Origin of the sequence: Kitasatospora phosalacinea (genome assembly GCF_000717185.1) — a bacterium.
Lineage (GTDB): Bacteria > Actinomycetota > Actinomycetes > Streptomycetales > Streptomycetaceae > Kitasatospora > Kitasatospora phosalacinea_A.
Genome location: NZ_JNYE01000051.1, coordinates 1 through 17,561 on the forward strand (window position 1 = coordinate 1; position 17,561 = coordinate 17,561).

At 74.9% G+C, this 17,561-nt stretch carries 19 protein-coding genes; 7 read left to right on the forward strand and 12 right to left on the reverse strand.

Features of this window, described 5'->3' with window-relative positions; genetic code table 11:
- Positions 1–257: 257 nt before the first annotated feature.
- Complete coding sequence (locus tag OO57_RS21545; RefSeq protein ID WP_106974062.1) at positions 258–1,208, reverse strand: helix-turn-helix domain-containing protein; 951 nt, start codon at positions 1,206–1,208, stop codon at positions 258–260.
- Positions 1,209–1,581: 373 nt separating this feature from the next.
- On the opposite strand from OO57_RS21545, the gene OO57_RS21550 reads away from it, so the two are divergent.
- Complete coding sequence (locus OO57_RS21550; RefSeq protein ID WP_033254225.1) at positions 1,582–2,745, forward strand: alpha-hydroxy-acid oxidizing protein; 1,164 nt, start codon at positions 1,582–1,584, stop codon at positions 2,743–2,745.
- 155 nt (positions 2,746–2,900) lie between these two features.
- On the opposite strand, the gene OO57_RS21555 is transcribed toward OO57_RS21550, so the two are convergent.
- Positions 2,901–3,338 carry an ATP-binding protein gene (locus OO57_RS21555; protein WP_033254226.1) on the reverse strand — a complete coding sequence of 146 codons (438 nt, stop codon included), beginning with the start codon at positions 3,336–3,338 and terminating at the stop codon, positions 2,901–2,903.
- Positions 3,339–3,545: 207 nt separating this feature from the next.
- Between OO57_RS21555 and OO57_RS21560 the strand changes: the two genes are divergently transcribed.
- Entirely contained in the window at positions 3,546–4,508 is a 963-nt protein-coding gene (locus OO57_RS21560; RefSeq protein WP_033254227.1) for a TrmB family transcriptional regulator, read from the forward strand.
- Between the two features lie 16 nt (positions 4,509–4,524).
- Here the strand turns inward: OO57_RS21560 and OO57_RS21565 are convergent, their stop codons facing one another.
- The gene (locus OO57_RS21565) at positions 4,525–5,007 is read right to left on the reverse strand and encodes an Lrp/AsnC family transcriptional regulator (RefSeq protein ID WP_033254277.1); all 483 of its coding nucleotides are present in this window, start codon (positions 5,005–5,007) and stop codon (positions 4,525–4,527) included.
- Between the two features lie 111 nt (positions 5,008–5,118).
- On the opposite strand from OO57_RS21565, the gene OO57_RS21570 reads away from it, so the two are divergent.
- Positions 5,119–6,270: a trans-sulfuration enzyme family protein gene (locus OO57_RS21570; protein WP_051778055.1), complete on the forward strand. Its 1,152-nt coding sequence runs from the start codon at positions 5,119–5,121 to the stop codon at positions 6,268–6,270.
- A 24-nt stretch (positions 6,271–6,294) separates the two neighbouring features.
- Here OO57_RS21570 and OO57_RS21575 read toward each other — a convergent pair whose 3' ends face one another.
- The 5 genes from OO57_RS21575 to OO57_RS21595 all read right to left on the reverse strand — a co-directional run bounded on the left by OO57_RS21575 (position 6,295) and on the right by OO57_RS21595 (position 9,935).
- Complete coding sequence (locus tag OO57_RS21575; protein WP_033254228.1) at positions 6,295–7,107, reverse strand: DUF1028 domain-containing protein; 813 nt, start codon at positions 7,105–7,107, stop codon at positions 6,295–6,297.
- A 142-nt stretch (positions 7,108–7,249) separates the two neighbouring features.
- Complete coding sequence (locus OO57_RS21580; RefSeq protein WP_033254229.1) at positions 7,250–7,561, reverse strand: GNAT family N-acetyltransferase; 312 nt, start codon at positions 7,559–7,561, stop codon at positions 7,250–7,252.
- A gap of 17 nt (positions 7,562–7,578) precedes the next feature.
- Positions 7,579–8,226 (reverse strand): FMN reductase, encoded by a 648-nt coding sequence (locus tag OO57_RS21585; RefSeq protein ID WP_033254230.1) that lies wholly within the window; start codon positions 8,224–8,226, stop codon positions 7,579–7,581.
- On the reverse strand, positions 8,223–9,317 hold the full coding sequence (locus OO57_RS21590) for an LLM class flavin-dependent oxidoreductase (protein ID WP_033254231.1): 1,095 nt from the start codon (positions 9,315–9,317) through the stop codon (positions 8,223–8,225). Before OO57_RS21590 ends, OO57_RS21585 begins: the two co-directional genes overlap by 4 nt.
- 66 nt (positions 9,318–9,383) lie before the next feature.
- Complete coding sequence (locus OO57_RS21595) at positions 9,384–9,935, reverse strand: PadR family transcriptional regulator (protein ID WP_033254232.1); 552 nt, start codon at positions 9,933–9,935, stop codon at positions 9,384–9,386.
- A 273-nt stretch (positions 9,936–10,208) separates the two neighbouring features.
- Between OO57_RS21595 and OO57_RS21600 the strand changes: the two genes are divergently transcribed.
- Complete coding sequence (locus OO57_RS21600; protein ID WP_033254233.1) at positions 10,209–11,087, forward strand: S1 family peptidase; 879 nt, start codon at positions 10,209–10,211, stop codon at positions 11,085–11,087.
- An 89-nt stretch (positions 11,088–11,176) separates the two neighbouring features.
- Positions 11,177–11,767 (forward strand): hypothetical protein, encoded by a 591-nt coding sequence (locus OO57_RS21605; protein WP_033254234.1) that lies wholly within the window; start codon positions 11,177–11,179, stop codon positions 11,765–11,767.
- Positions 11,768–11,774: 7 nt separating this feature from the next.
- Here the strand turns inward: OO57_RS21605 and OO57_RS21610 are convergent, their stop codons facing one another.
- Positions 11,775–13,775 (reverse strand): NADPH-dependent 2,4-dienoyl-CoA reductase, encoded by a 2,001-nt coding sequence (locus OO57_RS21610; RefSeq protein ID WP_033254235.1) that lies wholly within the window; start codon positions 13,773–13,775, stop codon positions 11,775–11,777.
- Between the two features lie 97 nt (positions 13,776–13,872).
- Here OO57_RS21610 and OO57_RS21615 point away from each other — a divergent pair, with 97 nt between their 5' ends.
- Positions 13,873–14,265 (forward strand): RNA-binding S4 domain-containing protein, encoded by a 393-nt coding sequence (locus OO57_RS21615; protein ID WP_033254236.1) that lies wholly within the window; start codon positions 13,873–13,875, stop codon positions 14,263–14,265.
- Positions 14,266–14,340: 75 nt separating this feature from the next.
- On the opposite strand, the gene OO57_RS21620 is transcribed toward OO57_RS21615, so the two are convergent.
- Entirely contained in the window at positions 14,341–14,835 is a 495-nt protein-coding gene (locus OO57_RS21620) for a hypothetical protein (RefSeq protein ID WP_033254237.1), read from the reverse strand.
- Between the two features lie 176 nt (positions 14,836–15,011).
- On the opposite strand from OO57_RS21620, the gene OO57_RS21625 reads away from it, so the two are divergent.
- Positions 15,012–15,425 carry a YchJ family protein gene (locus OO57_RS21625; protein WP_033254279.1) on the forward strand — a complete coding sequence of 138 codons (414 nt, stop codon included), beginning with the start codon at positions 15,012–15,014 and terminating at the stop codon, positions 15,423–15,425.
- A gap of 7 nt (positions 15,426–15,432) precedes the next feature.
- Here OO57_RS21625 and OO57_RS39640 read toward each other — a convergent pair whose 3' ends face one another.
- Together OO57_RS39640 and OO57_RS21635 are read right to left on the reverse strand one after the other, a co-directional pair.
- Positions 15,433–16,464 carry a GNAT family N-acetyltransferase gene (locus OO57_RS39640; RefSeq protein WP_051778056.1) on the reverse strand — a complete coding sequence of 344 codons (1,032 nt, stop codon included), beginning with the start codon at positions 16,462–16,464 and terminating at the stop codon, positions 15,433–15,435.
- Between the two features lie 20 nt (positions 16,465–16,484).
- Positions 16,485–17,417: a polysaccharide deacetylase family protein gene (locus OO57_RS21635; protein WP_033254238.1), complete on the reverse strand. Its 933-nt coding sequence runs from the start codon at positions 17,415–17,417 to the stop codon at positions 16,485–16,487.
- Positions 17,418–17,561: the final 144 nt, after the last annotated feature.

Below are 17,561 nucleotides of genomic sequence, written 5' to 3' on the forward strand. Positions count from 1 at the left end.
CCCTCCACCCCCCCCCCCACCCCGAGTCCACCCCTTCCGGACCGGATCGGAACCTGACGGTTACTCAGCAACGCCCCACCCCGCCCCGTGGCACAGCAGACAGCGCCTCTCCCGACTCCCGGCCCCCACCCCGTCGAAGGCGCACCGCCCCGCCGCGCGGAAAACAACACCGCCTCGACTCCCCTACTCCCCCCGCCGGAGGCGCCACCTCACCCCGCCACAGGAACCCCCGGCCCCGCCCCGCCGAAGGCGCCACCTCACCCCGCTATGGGAGCCCCCTCCGCCACCCCGCCGGAGGCGCCCCGCACTGCCGTGCGGAAGGCGATCGGCGTGGTGCCCGTGCGCTGGTGGAAGAACTTGGCGAAGTTCGCGGCGTCGGCGAAGCCCAGGTGGTCGGCGATCCGGGCGGCGGAGCTCTCGCTGTGGGCGAGCAGGCGTTTGGCCTCCAGGACGACGCGGCGGTCGACGAACTCCTTGGCGCCGACGCCCGCGGCGGCGAGGGTCGCGCGGGAGAGGGTGCGCGGGGAGTAGCCGAGGTACTTCGCGTAGTCCTCGACCCGCCGGGTGCGGGTGAAGTGGTGTTCGACGGCCTGCCGGAAGCGCCGGTAGGTCTCGCCGGGTTCGGTCGCGGCGCTGCCGCACGGCGCGGGCGGGTTGGCGAGGCGGAGCAGGAGCGCGGCGAGCAGGTGCCGGAGCAGGGCGTGGTGGATCTCGGCGGGCAGGTCCGCGCCGGAGGCGTACTCGTGGTGGAGGTGTCGCACCGCGTGCCGGAGTGCTTCGCGTTCCGGCCCGTCGGTGTGCAGGACGGCGGCGGCGAAGGGGTCGTCGAGCCGGGCGGCGGCGACCGTCGCGGGGTCGGGGAAGCCGGGTTCGAACAGCACGAGGAGGCCGTCGGCGCCGTCGAGTTCGCCCCACTGCTGGACCTGGCCGGGGCGGACCCAGAGCCAGCTGCCGGGCTCGACGGTGTGGGCGGTGAAGTCGACGGTGTGGCGGAGGGTGCCGCGGTCGAGGGTGAGCAGGTGGTGGAAGGCGGGGCGCTGCGGCCGGTGGAAGTCGCCCGCGGCGCCGGTCGCGCCGGTCGCGGCGGCCCGGCGGGCGCGGAGTTCGGCGAGCGTCATCACCTCGACGCCGGCCGGCCCGCCGGGTGGCGCGGTGAACGGGACCTCGGGGATCGCCGTCCCGGACGCCTGGGGTTCGTTCGCTCGCATGGTCACCACATCCGCTGCCAGGCTACCTCTGGTTGATCTTCCGCCGGGAGGACGGTTGCACGGTCAACAGCACCGGGCGGAGTGAGTCGGGATGGAGCGGCGGCCGACCTTGCACGACGTGGCGGGCGTGGTGGGCGAGGCGGGCGAGGCGGGCCAGGCGGCGGTGAGCGCGAAGACGGTGTCGCGGGTGCTGGACGGGACGCGACGCCGCCGGGCACGGAGACCGTCCCGGCCCGGCTGGTGCTGCGCGCTGCGGGCGACTGGGGGCGGGCCCGCGACCGGCCCGCGACCCGGCGGCCGGACGAGCCTTGACTACCAACGGGTAACCGGTGGAACGTGGGCCCTCCCCCACGAGATCCACCGAGGAGCGCGGATGTCCCCCCAGTTCGGCGACTACCAGAACGAGGTCTACTTCGAGGCCCTGTTCGGCGTCGCCCCGAAGTACCCGATGACGTACGAGGGCCTGGCCGAGCGGGCCCGGCACGCGCTGGCGCCGGAGCTGTGGTCGTACGTGGCGGGCGGGGCGGGCGACGAGCACACCCAGCGGGCGAACGTCGCGGCGTTCGAGCGGTGGGGGCTGGTGCCGCGGATGCTGGTCGGCGCGAAGGAGCGGGACCTGCGGGTGAGCCTGTTCGGGCTGGAGCTGGCCTCGCCGCTGTTCCTGGCCCCGGTGGGGGTGCTGGGGCTGTGCGCGCCGGACGGGCACGGGGACCTGGCGACGGCCCGGGCGGCGGCCCGGACGGGGGTGCCGATGGTGGCGTCCACGCTGTCGGTGGACCCGATGGAGGCGGTCGCGGCGGAGCTGGGCGGCACGCCCGGGTTCTTCCAGCTGTACACGCCGACCGACCGGGCGCTGGCCGAGTCGCTGGTGCACCGGGCCGAGGCGGCCGGGTTCAAGGCGCTGGTGGTCACCCTGGACACCTGGGTGACCGGCTGGCGGCCGCGCGACCTGGCCGGCGGCAGCTTCCCGCAGCTGCGCGGGCACTGCCTGGCGAACTACACCTCCGACCCGGTGTTCCGGGCCCGGCTGCAGGACCCGGACGGGGATCCGCGCGGCGCGGTGATGGACTGGGTGCAGGTCTTCGGCAACCCGCTGACCTGGGACGACCTGCCGTGGCTGCGTTCGCTGACCGACCTGCCGATCGTGCTGAAGGGCCTGTGCCACCCGGAGGACGTGCGCCGGGCGAAGGACGCGGGCGTGGACGGGGCCTACTGCTCGAACCACGGCGGGCGGCAGGCGAACGGCGGCCTGCCCGCGCTGGAGTCGCTGGCCGAGGTGGTGGCGGCCGCGGACGGCCTGCCGGTGCTGTTCGACTCGGGCGTGCGCAGCGGCGCGGACGCGGTGAAGGCGCTGGCGCTGGGCGCGACGGCGGTGGGCGTGGGGCGGCCGTACGTGTACGGGCTGGCGCTGGGCGGCGAGGCGGGCGTGGTGCACGTGCTGCGCTCGCTGCTGGCGGAGGCGGACCTGCTGATGGCGGTGGACGGCTACCCGTCGCTGGCGAGCCTGCGCGCGCCGGGCGCGCTGCGGCGCTGCTGAGCGCCCCTCCGGCGCGCCCGTCTTATTGCGAGTTACTTGCAATAACACTTGGCATGCAGCAGAGTGGAGGCTGCGGGGTCGTCCGACGATCGTCTTCCCAACCGGCGTCCGCCGGGACGCGGCGTCGGCCCCGCGCCAGCCTCGACCGCCGCCCCTCAGGGCTCCAGCGGGAGCCGTACCAGCATGGTCTTGCCGCCGCCGTCCTCGTCGGCGACGGTCTCCGTGCCGCCGCCCGCCAGGGCGGCCATCTCGTGCACCAGGGACAGGCCCCAGCCGCCGCTGCCGTCCTGGTGCGGCACCTCGGGGGGCCGCGGGCAGTGCGGGTGGCGGTCGTGCACCCGGATCGTCAGTTCGCCCGCGCAGAAGTCGAGTTGGAGCGTGGTGCGGGGTGACCGGGGGGCCGCGTGGCGGACCGCGTTGGTGACCAGTTCGCTGACCACCAGCAGCACCGTGTCGGTGAGCGGGTGGTCCGCGTCCATTCCGCGGGCGGCCAGTTCGGTCCGCGCTCCGCGGCGTGCCTCCGGCACGGACGCGGGGACGGTCGCCAGGCTCAGGCAGTAGCGCACGGTCTGGGGTGGGTCCGCGACAGCCATGGTCGGTCCCTTCACGAACGGGGGCGACCGGGTGGGAGCGGGAGGGCGCCTTCGTCCGGCCGCGTCGGGGCTCGGCAGCCCTGCCCCGTCCGTAGGAACCGGACAGATTACCGATACTCAGTACGGTAAGGCCGAACGGCCCCACTTGCGGCGGCGGATGCTGGACAGTGGCCACAACTCGCCAATACCGGTCATATCCTGGGGATCATGTCCGACGACCTGCTGGAACCCCTCGGCCTGGGCCCGCTGGAGAGCGCACTGTACCTGCGGGTGCTGGCCGCCCCGCGCTCCACCTCCGCCCGCCTGGCCGAGTCGGTGGACGCCGCCCCCAGCGCGCTGCGCACCGCCCTGCACCGCCTGGTGGCCGCCGGCCTGGTGACCAGGCTCGCGGGCAGCCCGACGAGGTACACCGCCGCCCCGCCGGAGGTCGCGGTGGACGCGCTGGCCACCCGGCGCCAGCAGGAGCTCGACCAACTACGGGTGCGCGTACGCGAGTTGGCGCTCTCGTACGCCGACCTCGGGCCGTCCGTCTCCAGCGAACTGGTCGAACTGGTCGAGGGCCAGGACGCGCTGCGCCACCGCGCCGAACAGCTCCAACTCGGCGCCCAGCAGGAGATCCTGGCGATCGACTGCCCGCCGTACTTCGACAGCCCGACCGACAACCCGATCGAGTTCCAGCTGCTCGCCCGGGGCGTGGAGTGCCGGGTGCTGTACGACGCACCGGGACTGGAGAGCGCCGACAAGCGGAAGTTCGTGCTGCGCTGCGTGGACGCCGGGGAGCAGGCCCGCAGCCTGCCCTCGGTGCGGATGAAGATGCTGGTCGCGGACCGGCGCTGCGCGATGATCCCGCTGAGCTTCGAGGCCACCGAGTCGACCGCCGCGCTGTGGATCCGCCCCTCGCCGCTGCTGACCGCCCTGGTCACCTGCTTCGACCTGCTGTGGGAGCGCGCCACCCCGCTGGCCGCCGACCGGCCGAGCGACGAACTCGACCCCAAGGACCGGGAGTTGCTCGCCATGATGGCCGCGGGCGCGAAGGACGCGGCGATCGCCCGCAGCCTGGGCATCACCCAGCGCACCATGACCCGCCGGATCGCCCAGCTGATGGGCGAGCTGAACGCCCAGACCCGCTTCCAGGCCGGGCTTCAGGCCGCCAAGCGCGGCTGGCTGTAGGCAACTTGACGCTACGTCAGATGACGGGACCGGCGCCCGGGATGCGTTCGAAGACCAGGTTGGTGCGGGTCTGCGCGACCGCCGGGTGCGCCGTCAGGTGGTCGACCACGAAGCAGCGCAGCGCCTCCGGGTCGGCCACCGCCACGTGCAGCAGGTAGTCGTCGCTGCCCGCCATGTGGAACACCGCCAGCACGCCCGGCAGTTCGGGCGCCGCGGCCCGGAAGCTGCCGTTCTGCTCCCGGGTGTGCGCCCGCAGCCGCACCGAGATCATCGCCTGCAGCGGCAGCCCGACCGAGGGCAGGTCCACCTCCGCGTGGTAGCCCGCGATCACCCCGCGCTCGCGCAGCGCCCGCACCCGGGCGAGGCAGGTGGACGGGGCGACCCCGACCTGCTCCGCCAGCGCGTTGTTGGGCGTCCGGGCGTTCGCCAGCAGCACCCGGACGATCGCCCGGTCGACGGCGTCGAGCTCCGCCGCACGGGCCCGTGGAATGTTCGGCACGCCCCCAGCGTGACCGCCCGCGCCGAACATCCGCAAGAGCGCCCCCCTCCGCACCGAATCTTCTGCTGCCCCTCTGGCCATCCGACGCGTTCAACTTCACCATCAACGGCCATGAGCCGACTCGACACCCGGGCCGTGCACGCAGGCCGCGACGACCTCGCCCGCCTCGGCACGCACGTGCCCCCGCTCGACCTGTCCACCACCTACCCGGTACCGGACCTCCCCACCGGCGGCGACGCCTACCAGGCGCTGGCCACCGGCGAACGGCCGCCCGCCGACGGCGGCCTGGTCTACCAGCGGCTGTGGAACCCCACCGTCGCCCGCTTCGAACAGGCCCTCGCCGAACTGGAGGGCTGCGCCGAGGCGGTGGCCTTCTCCTCCGGCATGGCCGCACTCTCCGCCTGCCTGCTCGCCGCCGCCGCGGAGGGCCGGCGGCACGTGGTCGCGCTGCGCCCGCTGTACGGCGGCTCCGACCACCTGCTGGACTCCGGGCTGCTCGGCACCGAGGTGACCTGGGCCGCCCCCGGCACCCTCGCCGCCGCCCTGCGTCCCGACACCGGGCTCGTCCTGGTCGAGACCCCCGGCAACCCCACCCTCGACCTGCTCGACCTGGCCGCCGTCGCCGAACACTGCGGCGGGGTGCCGCTGCTGGTCGACAACACCTTCGCCACCCCCGTGCTGCAGCGGCCCGCCGCGTTCGGCGCGACCCTGGTGCTGCACTCCGCGACCAAGTCGATCGGCGGCCACGGCGACGTGCTCGCCGGGGCGGTCGCCTGCACGCCCGACTGGGCGCGGCGGCTGCGCCGGGTCCGGGCCGTCACCGGCGCGGTCCTGCACCCGCTGGCCGGCTACCTGCTGCACCGCGGCCTGCAGACCCTGCCGCTGCGGGTGCGCGCCGCGTCCGCGTCCGCCGCCCGGATCGCCGACTGGCTGGCCGACCAGCCCGGGGTCGCCGCCGTGCACTACCCCGGCCGCTCCGGCTCGCCCCTGCTCGGCCGCCAACTCCTCGGCGGCGGAAGCACCCTGGCCTTCGAGACCAGCGGCGGGTTCGAGCACGCCGCGGCCGTCGCCGAACGCTGCGAGCTGATCACCCACGCGGTCTCGCTCGGCGGCGTCGACACCCTGATCCAGCATCCCGCCTCGCTCACCCACCGCCCGGTCGCCGCCGCGCACAAGCCGACCCCGGCCCTGCTGCGGCTCTCCGTCGGCCTGGAGGACCCGGAGGACCTGATCGCCGACCTGGCCAAGGCACTGATCCGGTAGGCAGGTCGGACCCGCTGGACCTGCTCAGCCGACCCTGGAGGCCGTCCGCAGGTGGTCGAGCACCAGCGGGTCTATCCGGCCCTCGGCGAGACGGCCCTCCAGGTTCTCCACCCCCGCCCAGCGGTCCAGCGAGTCGTACCCGAGCCCGCCCAGCAACTCCCTTACCTCGGCGGCGAGTTCACCCTCCAACGGGAGCAGCTCCGCCGGGTCCGACACCCCGTGCAGCACCTCGTGCACGGCCAGCAGCCGACGCAGCTCCGCGACCGGCTCCGGGTGGTCGTCCACCCGCAGGTCGTACGCGGTGTCCCCCCATCCGCCGACGCCCCGTCCCGGGTCCACCACGTACAGCGCGGCGCTCTGCCGCCCCCGGGCATCCCCGCCCGCCGCGTCGCCCGCCGCGAGGGCCGCCACCAGCCGGTCGGCGAACGGCAGTTCGGCGGAGGCCAGCCAGACCGCCTCCATGTCGCGCACCACCTCGGGCCCGGTCAGGATGTTCCCCTGGATCGCGTACCCGTCGCCCGCGGCGCCGCCCGCCCACGGCAGGCACTCCGCCCCCGTGCACGTCACCCCGTCCCCCGCGGGCCCGACCACGCCCAGTTGCCGGTGCGCCCGCCCCTCGTCCGCCGCGAGCAGCGCCGCCACCACCCCGGCCGGCCCCACCCCGCTGCGCAGCATCGCCATCCCCTGCGGCCGGTACGCGACGTTGGCCCACGCCTGCGTCGCCACCGCACCGACACCGGCCTCGGCCGCGGGCACCAGCGCACCGACCGACAGGAACTTGCTCGCCACGGCGACACCGAACGCGGTGCCCTGACGAGCCACGATGGAGAAGGTCACGACCCGCGACGATAGCCCCCACCGGGCGGTTCGTCCACGCCCCGCACCAACCCGGCACAGAGCGGCAAACCGGAAGGCGACAGCAGGGGCGCGTCGCCGCCCTGCTGACGTGCCCCTCCCGGTCCCGCCCCGGCCGGGGCGCTCAGAGGTCGAACTTGGCCCGCTTCTCCTCCGGCACCAGCTCCACGTACTCCGGGTGCTTGGCGATCCAGCCGCGGATGAACGGGCAGTACGGCAGGACGCTCGCGCCGCGCTCGCGGACGGTGTCCAGGGCGGCGCGGGCCAGCTTGCCGCCGAGGCCCTGGCCCTCGAAGGCGGGGTCGATGACGGTGTGCACGAAGGCGACGGTGCGCCCCTCGTCGCGGAGCTGGTACTCGGCGAAGCCGGCGGGCCCGGCGTCGGTGACGATCTCGAACCGGGACTGCTCGGCGTTGTCGTGGACCTGGGGTTCCATGGTCATGACTCCTGGGGTCAGCGGGCGCGCAGCGCCGCGAGTTGCTGGGCGAAGGGGACGACCTGCTCGGGTTCGGCCGCCCGGGCCCGGGGGGCGGTGGGGCGGCCGGTGAGGCGCTCGGCGAGTTCGCCCGCCGCGCGGGCGATCCGTCCGGCGAGCGAGCCGTCGGCGCCGCCCGTGCCGTCGGCGCCGTTGGCGCCCCAGTCCTCGGAGGCGGCGAAGACGGCGGTGGGGACGACCGCGGCGCGCAGGTAGGAGAACAGCGGCCGCATCGCGTGTTCGAGGGCGAGGCTGTGCCGGGCGGTGCCGCCGGTGGCGGCGATCAGCACGGGCTTGCCGGTCAGCGCGTCCTTGTCGAGCACGTCCACGAAGGACTTGAACAGCCCGCTGTAGGAGGCGGAGAAGATCGGCGTGACGGCGATCAGGGCGTCGGCCTCCTCCACGGCCCGGACGGCGTCGCGCAGCGCGGGCGGCGGGAAGCCGGTGACCAGGTTGTCGGCGATGTCGCGGGCGAGTCCGCGCAGTTCGACGACCCGGACGTCCACCTCCCGCCCGGCGCCGCGCAGGTCGCGGGCGGTGGCTCCGGCGAGGCGGTCGGCGAGCAGCCGGGTGGAGGAGGGCACGCCGAGCCCGGCCGCCACCACGACGAGCTTGAGGGCACTCACTTGGACGCCACCTCCTCCGCCTCCCGGGCCGCGACCCGCGCGGCGTGGGTGGGCCCGTCGGGCACCTCGGCCGGGCGGTTCCTGGCGAACTCGGCGCGCAGCACGGGGACGACCTCCTCGCCGAGCAGGTCGAGCTGCTCCAGGACGGTCTTGAGCGGGAGCCCGGCGTGGTCCATCAGGAAGAGCTGGCGCTGGTAGTCGCCGAAGGTGTCGCGGAAGGCGAGGGTCTTCTCGATGACCTCCTGCGGGCTGCCGACGGTGAGCGGGGTCTGCTCGGTGAACTCCTCCAGCGAGGGGCCGTGGCCGTAGACGGGGGCGTTGTCGAAGTACGGACGGAACTCGCGGACGGCGTCCTGCGAGTTCTTCCGCATGAAGACCTGGCCGCCGAGGCCGACGATCGCCTGCTCGGGGGTGCCGTGGCCGTAGTGGGCGTAGCGCTCCCGGTAGAGGTTGATCAGCTTCTGGAAGTGCTCCTTGGGCCAGAAGATGTTGTTGGCGAAGAAGCCGTCGCCGTAGTAGGCGGCCTGTTCGGCGATCTCGGGGCTGCGGATGGAGCCGTGCCAGACGAACGGCGGGGTGTCGTCGAGCGGGCGCGGGGTGGAGGTGAAGGACTGCAGGGGGGTGCGGAAGCGGCCCTGCCAGTCGACGTCCTCCTCGCGCCACAGCTGGTGCAGCAGGGCGTAGTTCTCGACGGCGAGCGGGATGCCCTGGCGGATGTCCTTGCCGAACCAGGGGTAGACGGGGCCGGTGTTGCCGCGGCCCATCATCACGTCGACCCGGCCCTCGGCGAGGTGCTGGAGCATCGCGAAGTCCTCGGCGATCTTCACCGGGTCGTTGGTGGTGATCAGCGTGGTCGAGGTGGAGAGGATCAGCTTCTCGGTGCGGGCCGCGATGTAGCCGAGCATGGTGGTGGGCGAGGAGGGGACGAACGGCGGGTTGTGGTGCTCGCCGGTGGCGAACACGTCGAGTCCGACCTCCTCGGCCTTGAGCGCGATGGCCACCATGGCCTTGATCCGCTCGTGCTCGGTCGGGGTCCGCCCGCTGGTGGGGTCGGTGGTCACGTCGCCGACGCTGAAGATGCCGAACTGCACCGCTCTCAACTCCTTCGAGGTTGATTCAACATTCAACCACCCGTGACAACGGCACGCCACCCCGCCCTATTCCCCGCCCTCCCCGCCCGCCTCCGCGCCCACTTCCCCCAGTGCCTCGTCCAGCCACGCCAGCCAGAACGACTCCAGCTGGATCCCGCCGCGCAGCACCAGGTGCTGCAACCGGTTCTCTCCGGCCGCCGCCCCGGGCGGGAAGTCCCGCCGCTCGATCTCCAGGTACTCGGCGAGCTGCGCCCGGTGCAGTTCGCGGTGCCGGGCCAGCTCCCCCTCCAGCCCGCCCAGCCCGAGCACGGCCGCGGCCCGCAGCCGCAGCAGCAGCGGGTCCCGGACCGGCTTCGGGTCCTGCGGCAGGGCGGCCCAGCGGGCCAGCTCGGCCCGCCCGTCCGGCAGCACCTCGTACTCCTTGCGCTGCCCGCGCCCCGCCCCCGGCCCGGAGGCCCGGACCAGGCCCGCGCGCTCCAGGCGGCCGAGCTCGCGGTAGATCTGCTGGTGGGTGGCCGACCAGAAGAAGCCGATCGACCGGTCGAACCGCCGGGTCAACTCCAGCCCCGAGGACGGCTTCTCCAGCAGGGCGGTGAGGATCGCGTGCGGCAGTGACATGCGGCCGATCGTACGGGCAGGCCGGACGGCGGCGGGTGCGCTGACCTGTGACGTCGGCTCAGGAGGGCGGCCGCGCACGGGTGTTGCCGACCGACCGGTCGGGTGGGAAAGCGCTTACGGGGTCTTGCGCAGGCCTCCCGGGTGTCCGCATACTCCCGGGTAGCGCCTGTCAGGGTCAGATCAAGCGCCGGGCACGAGCCGGTGCCGACCTCCCCTGCCCGCGCCTCACGGCCCCTACCCCAGGGCCTCTCCCACTCCCCCAGGAGGAGATCTGTGAGGACCACGCGCACCACCACCGCCCCGCGCCGCACCGGCGGCCGCCTGCTCGCCGTCGCCGCCGCCCTCGCCGCGGCGACCGCCCTCGCGGTACCCGCCGCCGGGGCCGCCACCGCGGCGCCGGACGCCACCGCCGCCCTCGCCCGGGTCAGCGACTCGGTCGAGTTCAGCGGCGTCAACGGCATCGCCTGGCACACCGACCCGGCCTCCGGGAAGGTCGTGGTGACCGCCGACAGCACCGTCACCCCGGCCGCCCTGGCCCGCCTCACCGCGGCCGCCGGGTCGGACTCCGCCCGCCTGAAGGTCGAGCGCACCCCCGGCACCTTCAGCCCGCGGCTGTCCGCGGGCGCCGCGATCTACGGCGGCGGCTACCGCTGCTCGCTGGGCTTCAACGTGGTCAAGGGCAGCACGTACTACTTCCTGACCGCCGGGCACTGCGGCAACATCGCGAGCACCTGGTACACCAACTCCGGCCAGAGCACGGTGGCCGGCACCACCGCCGGCTCCAGCTTCCCCGGCAACGACTACGCCCTGGTCCGCTACACCAACACCTCGCTCAGCCACCCGGGCGGCTTCACCGCCGCGAACGCGTACGTCGGCGAGGCCGTCAAGCGCACCGGCTCGACCACCGGCACCCACAGCGGCAAGGTCACCGCCCTGAACGCCACCGTCCGCTACTCCGACGGCGGCACCGTCAGCGGTCTGATCCAGACCAACGTCTGCGCCGAGGGCGGCGACTCCGGCGGCCCGCTGTACGACGGCACCAAGGCCCTCGGCCTGACCTCCGGCGGCAGCGGCAACTGCACCACCGGCGGCACCACCTTCTTCCAGCCGGTCACCGAGGCCCTCTCCGCGTACGGGGTCTCGATCTACTGACCCGCCCCGCCCTCGCCCGACCCGCCCACCGGAGCCCCGGCCCCGGTAGGCGGCGGCGCGCCGTCGGCGGGCCGCGCTAGCGTGCGCGCATGGGGACGTACCTGGTGAGCGTGGACGCGGACGAGTGGTTCGGCCCGGAGGAGGACGGCCGCTCCGCCGTGGCCGCGGCGCTGAACGGGGAACTGGCCCGGCGCGGCCTGCCGCCGTACCTGCCGGTGCCGCCGCCCGCGGGGTTCGTCCGCGGGTCCGGGCAGTCGTTCGGGGAGAAGCTCGTCCCGCCGATGGAGTCCTTCGCCGCCCTGTGCCGGGAGCTGCTGACCCCCGACGAGACGGAGACGCTGCTCGGCTGGTCGGTGCTGGTGCCGGTCCCACTGGACGAGGAGATCGCGCTGCCGGTGCCGTCCGCCTACACCGACGACACCCTGGTGGCCTCGGCGCACCGGGTGCTGCCGCTCGCCGAACGGCTGGCCGCCGCGCTGGAGTTCCCCGCCGACCTGCCGGAGTTCTCCGACAACCTGGGCCTGACCTGCTGGTTCCTGGACGGTCCGGGCAGCGCACCGGCGGCGGCCGGCCGCCCCGGGCGCTGGGCCCGGGACACGGACGCCGCCTTCTACGCCGCGATGTACCTGCGGGCGGCCCAGCACTGCCTGCGCCGGGGCCGCCCGCTGACCTACTGCTGACGGCCGGTCAGAGCGCGGCGGCCAGCCGGGTGCCCTGGTCGATGGCGCGCTTGGCGTCGAGTTCGGCGGCCAGGTCGGCGCCGCCGATCAGGTGGGGTTCGACGCCGCGCTCGCGCAGGGCGTCGAGCAGGTCGCGGCGGGGCTCCTGGCCCGCGCACAGGACGACGTGGTCCACGGGCAGCACCTGCTCCTCGCCGTTCACGGTGACGTGCAGGCCCTCGTCGTCGATCCGCCGGTACTCGACGCCGGGGACCATGACGACGCCGCGGTGGCGCAGTTCGGTGCGGTGGATCCAGCCGGTGGTCTTGCCGAGCCCGGCGCCGACCTTGCCCTCCTTGCGCTGGAGCAGGAAGACCCGGCGCGGGCTGGCGGGCCGCTCGGGTTCGGCGAGGCCGCCGGGGCCCGCGTACGAGCGGTCGACGCCCCACTGGGCGAGGAAGTCGCCGCTGCCGGGGTCGGTGAGGTACTCGGCGACGTCGAAGCCGATGCCGCCCGCGCCGATCACCGCAACGCTGTCGCCGACCTTCGCACCGTCGCGCAGCACGTCCAGGTAGCCGAGCACGCTGGGGTGGTCGACGCCGTCGATGGCGGGGGTGCGCGGGGTGACGCCGGTGGCCAGCACGACCTCGTCCCAGCCGGTCAGCCCGTCCGCGCCGACCGTCGTGCCGAGGCGCAACTCGACGCCGGTGCGGGCGAGTTCGTGTCGGTAGTAGCGCAGCGTCTCGTCGAACTCCTGCTTGCCGGGCACCCGCCGGGCGACGTTCAACTGCCCGCCGATCTCGTCCGCGGCGTCGAACAGGGTGACGCGGTGGCCGCGGTCGGCGGCGGAGGTGGCGAAGGCGAGGCCGGCCGGTCCGGCGCCGACCACGGCGATCCGCTTGGCGCGGCGGGTCGGGGCGAGGACGAGTTCGGTCTCGTGGCAGGCGCGCGGGTTGACCAGGCAGGAGGTGACCTTGGCGCTGAAGGTGTGGTCCAGGCAGGCCTGGTTGCAGCCGATGCAGGTGTTGATGGCCTCGGGGGTGCCCGCGGCGGCCTTGTTGACGAAGGCGGGGTCGGCGAGCATCGGCCGGGCCAGCGAGACCAGGTCGGCGTGCCCGGTGGCGAGCAGCTCCTCGGCGACCTCGGGGGTGTTGATCCGGTTGGTGGTGACCAGCGGGACGCCGACCTGCCCCATCAGCTTCCTGGTGACCCAGGCGTAGGCGCCGCGCGGCACCGAGGTGGCGATGGTGGGGACGCGGGCCTCGTGCCAGCCGATGCCGGTGTTGATGATGGTGGCCCCGGCGGCCTCGACCTCGCGGGCGAGGCGCACCACCTCGTCGAAGGTCGACCCGCCGGGGACGAGGTCGAGCATGGAGAGCCGGTAGACCAGGATGAAGTCCGGCCCGACCCGCTCGCGCACCCGGCGGACGACCTCGACCGGGAAGCGCATCCGGTTCTCGTAGGAGCCGCCCCACTCGTCGGTGCGGTGGTTGGTCTGCGCGGCGGTGAACTCGTTGATCAGGTAGCCCTCGGAGCCCATCACCTCCACGCCGTCGTACCCGGCGGAGCGGGCGAGTTCGGCGCAGCGGGCGAAGTCCTCGATGGTCTGCTCGATCTGCTCGGCAGTGAGCTCGTGCGGGACGTACGGGCTGATCGGGGCCTGCAGGGCGGACGGGGCGACCAGGTCGGGGTGGTAGGCGTACCGGCCGAAGTGCAGGATCTGCAGCGCGATCTTCCCGCCCGCGGCGTGCACGGCGTCGGTGACGGTGCGGTGCTCGGCGGCCTCGGCGCCGGTGGTGAGCTTGGCGCCGCCGGCCCAGGGGCGTCCGGCCTCGTTGGGGGCGATGCCGCCGGTGACGATCAGGCCGACGCCGCCGCGGGCGCGCTCCGCGTAGAAGGCGGCCATCCGCTCGAAGCCGTGCTCGGCCTCCTCCAGCCCGACGTGCATGGAGCCCATCACCACCCGGTTCGGCAGGGTGGTGAAGCCCAGGTCGAGCGGGGCCAGCAGGTGGGGGTACGCAGCGGTCATCGACGCCTCCGGTCGGGATTTGTTACCCAACGGTAGGACGCGGTGGACCAGCCGTGCAACTAGTTGCAAAAAGAGCGGCCCCGATAGAGTCGCCCCCATGAGTGCGGACGAGGTGAGCGTGCGGATCGACAGCTGGATCTGGGCGGTCCGGCTGATCAAGACCCGCTCGGCGGCGGGCGCGGCCTGCCGGGCCGGGCACGTCAAGGTGAACGGGGCGACCGCGAAGCCCGCGCAGCACGTCAAGCCGGGCGACGACGTGCGGGTGCGGATCGAGGGGCGGGAGCGGATCGTCCAGGTGGTGCGGCCGATCGCCAAGCGGGTCGGCGCCCCCGTCGCCGAGGCCTGCTACGTGGACCACAGCCCCCCGCCGCCGCCCCGCGCGGAGCGCCCGGCGGCGGTCGCCCAGCGCGACCGGGGCGCCGGGCGGCCGACCAAGCGCGAGCGGCGCGACCTCGACAAGCTCAAGGACGGCTACCGCCCCTACTTCTGAGCCCCGCCAACCCCCGCCAACCCTCGTCGAGCCCCCGCCGGGCCCCCTGGGCCCCCTGGGCCCCCTGGGCTCCCGTCAGCCCTCCAGGGCCTTCTCCTTGGCGATCCGCACCTGCTCGGCGAACTGCTCGGCGGAGATCCGCTCCACCGAGGCGCCGTACTTCGCGGCCAGTTCGTCGGCGGGCCCGACGTGGTGCTCGACCAGGTCGACGACCAGCAGCGCCCGCCCGTTGTCGACCCGGGAGGAGAGCACGATCAGCCCGGCGCCGCCGTCGGTCATCTCGCTCTGCTCGGCGGCGTTGCCGATCACCGCGCCCGCGGCGAAGCCCAGCAGCACGCCGATCGGGCCGCCGAGCAGCCCGACCAGACCGCCGACCAGGCCGGAGCCGACGGTGGGGACGCCCGCGCCGCGGATGTGGCTCTCGGGGATGTCGACGATGCCCTCGGCGTCGCGCTCCAGCACCGCGACCTGGCGCAGTCCGGGCAGGTGCATCGCGTCCTCGTAGGCCCGGCGGCAGTCCGCCGGGTCGGTGAAGCCGAGCAGCAGCACGTTGTGGTGGTGGTCGCTCATCGCGGTTCCCTTCGCCCTCGCCGACGGTCGTCCTCTCCGGCGCCGCGCCGGGCGCGACACGCGCCCATCCTGCCCGCGCCGCCCGGAGGCATGCCTGCGCCGCGCCGGGACGAACCGGACAAAAGTCGACAATCACACTGCCGGTCCGGGGTGCGGACCGCGCGATAATGGACCTCATGGCCCGCCGACGCACCCCCGCCCCCGCCGCCCCGACCGACTGCCCCTGCGGCCTGCCCGCCCGGTACGCCGACTGCTGCGGCCGCCTGCACCGCGGCGAGGCCGCGGCGGGCAGCGCCGAGCAGCTGATGCGCTCCCGGTTCAGCGCCTTCGCGGTCCGCGACGAGCCCTACCTGCTGCGCTCCTGGCACCCGGACACCCAGCCCGCCGCGGTCGACTTCGACCCCTCGCTGCGCTGGGAGCGCCTGGAGATCCTCGGCTCCGCCGAGGGCGGCCCGTTCCACACCGAGGGCGCCGTCGAGTTCCGCGCCCACTACCTGGAGGGCGGCCGGGCCGACGCGCTGCACGAGCACAGCCGCTTCGTCCGCCACCGGGGCGAGTGGGTCTACCTGGACGGCGACGCCAAGCCCTGACCATCCGTCAACCCCCGCCGCGCAGGCGGTGCTTGAGCGAGAGCAGCGCCCCACCGGGGCCGCGCGGCAGCAGCCAGCCGGTGTCGGTGCGGTCGACCGCGCCGAAGCGGTACTTGTACGGTTCCCGGCCGCGCAGGAAGTCGAAGGTCCGCACGCCCTCGGCGGCGCAGCTGCGGATCGCCGCGTCGACCAGCGCGGTGCCCAGCGACTCGGCGGCCCAGCGCGGGTCCCAGCCGGTCTGGTAGTAGGCGAAGCGGTCGGCCCAGCGGAAGCCGTACAGCACGCCGACCACCTCGTCGCGGTGCCGGGCGACCTGGAAGGCCGGTCCGCACCCGGGGGCGGCGGCGCTCAGCAGCCGGCGGTGCAGCGGCAGCCGGTCGGCGCCGAAGCTGCTGGCCCCGCCCGCGACGGCTTCGCGGCGCAGCCGGTGCAGGCGCAGCAGGTCGTCCAGCAGTTCGGGCCCCGCGGTGCCGGGGGGCAGCCAGTGGAAGCTGACGCCGGCCGCGGCGAGGCGGCGGTGGGCGCGGCGGTTGGCGGCCCGGAAGTCCCGGGAGCCGAGCCGGTCGGGGCCGTCGGCGAGGTCGGCGCGCGGGCAGGCGGAGCGGGTGACGGGGCGGGCGCCGGGGGGCAGCAGGTCGGCGTGGGCGGGGTCGAGGCCGGGCAGCCAGAGGGTCTCGCGGCGGGCCCGGTCGGCCAGGTGGGCGGCGACCTCGGCGCGCCGGTGCGGGCGGGCGGCGGGCCCGCAGTGGTCGGCGGCGCCCGCGCCGGTGCCGAGCAGGGTGAGCGCGGGTGCGGCGAGGGGCAGCCGGGGGTGGGCCCGCAGCCGGACGGCGGCGAGCGGCAGCACGGCCTCGGCCCGGCCGTCCGGGCCGCGCCAGACGGCGATCTCGCCGCTCTGCCCGGCGCCGAGGGTGTGCCACCAGGCGAGCACCCAGTCGGGCCCGGCGAACCAGGAGCCGTCCGGGTCGTCGGCGATCAACTCGCGCCAGTCGTGCACGAGTTCGCCGTCCAGTTCGGGCGTGCGTCGGATTTCCGGCACGGCCTGTGCCCCCTCCGCGTTCATCGGCCGCCGCGCAGTCGGTGCACGGCGGGGTGCAGCCCGGACAGGATGGTGTCGAAGCGGTCGCGGCCGGTGTGCGAGTTGACCCGCAGGCGGCTGATCCGCAGCCGGTGGGCCGGGGCCAGTTCGGCGTGCCGGTGGTCGAACAGGAACCCCGTGCGGTACCCGAGGGTGCGCAGCACCCGGTCGGCGCGCGGGTCGTAGTTGCCGTTGGGGTAGGCGAAGGTGGTCGGCGGGTGGCCCATCCAGCGGGTCAACCTGTCGTGGGCGCGCAGGAGTTGGGCGTCGACCTCGGTGTCGGTGCAGCGGTCGAGGCAGGGGTGGGAGGCGGTGTGGTTGCCGACCGCCAGCCCGGCGTCGGCCAGGGTGTGCAGTTCCGCGGGGCTCAACTGCCGCTGCCGGGGCGCCTGTCGGGTGGCGGTGGCGCGCAACTCGCCCAGGGCGCGGTGCCGTTCGGCGTCGGGCAGGGCCTTGAGCCGGCGGACGGCGGCGGACGGGTCGAGGCCGTGCAGCGCCCGGGTGCGGCCGCCGTGGGCGAGCAGGTGGGCGGCCTCGGTCCACCAGTACGGCTGGTCGCCGCCGACCAGGTCGGTGATCACGTAGGCGGCGGCGGGGATGCCGAGCCGGGCCAGGACGGGGACGGCCTCGGTGAGCACGCTGCGGTCGCCGTCGTCGAAGGTGACCAGGACGCTGCGGGCGGGCAGCGGGCGGCGGTGCTCGGCGGCCCGGGCGACCTCCTCCACGCCGACCGGGCGGGCGGTGCGGGCCAGCCGCTCCATCTGGGCGCGGAAGGCCGCCGGGTCGTCGACGCCGTGGTAGGCGAGCACGGCGAGCCGCCGGGCGGCCCGGGCCCGGAAGACCGGTTGCAGCGGGGAGTGGCGCAGCAGGGCGTCGACGCCCCGCCGCCTGGCGGCGCGGTCCGCGGTCGGCATGGCCCGTCCCCCTCGGGTGGTGCGCGCGGGCACCCCGGACGGTCCGCCCGGGGTGCCCGCTGGAGTCAAGGTCATCAGAATCCCATGTCCAGGTAATGCCTGTCCCAAGTTCCTGGAAGCCGACTGGGAACCGGCCGTGCGCGG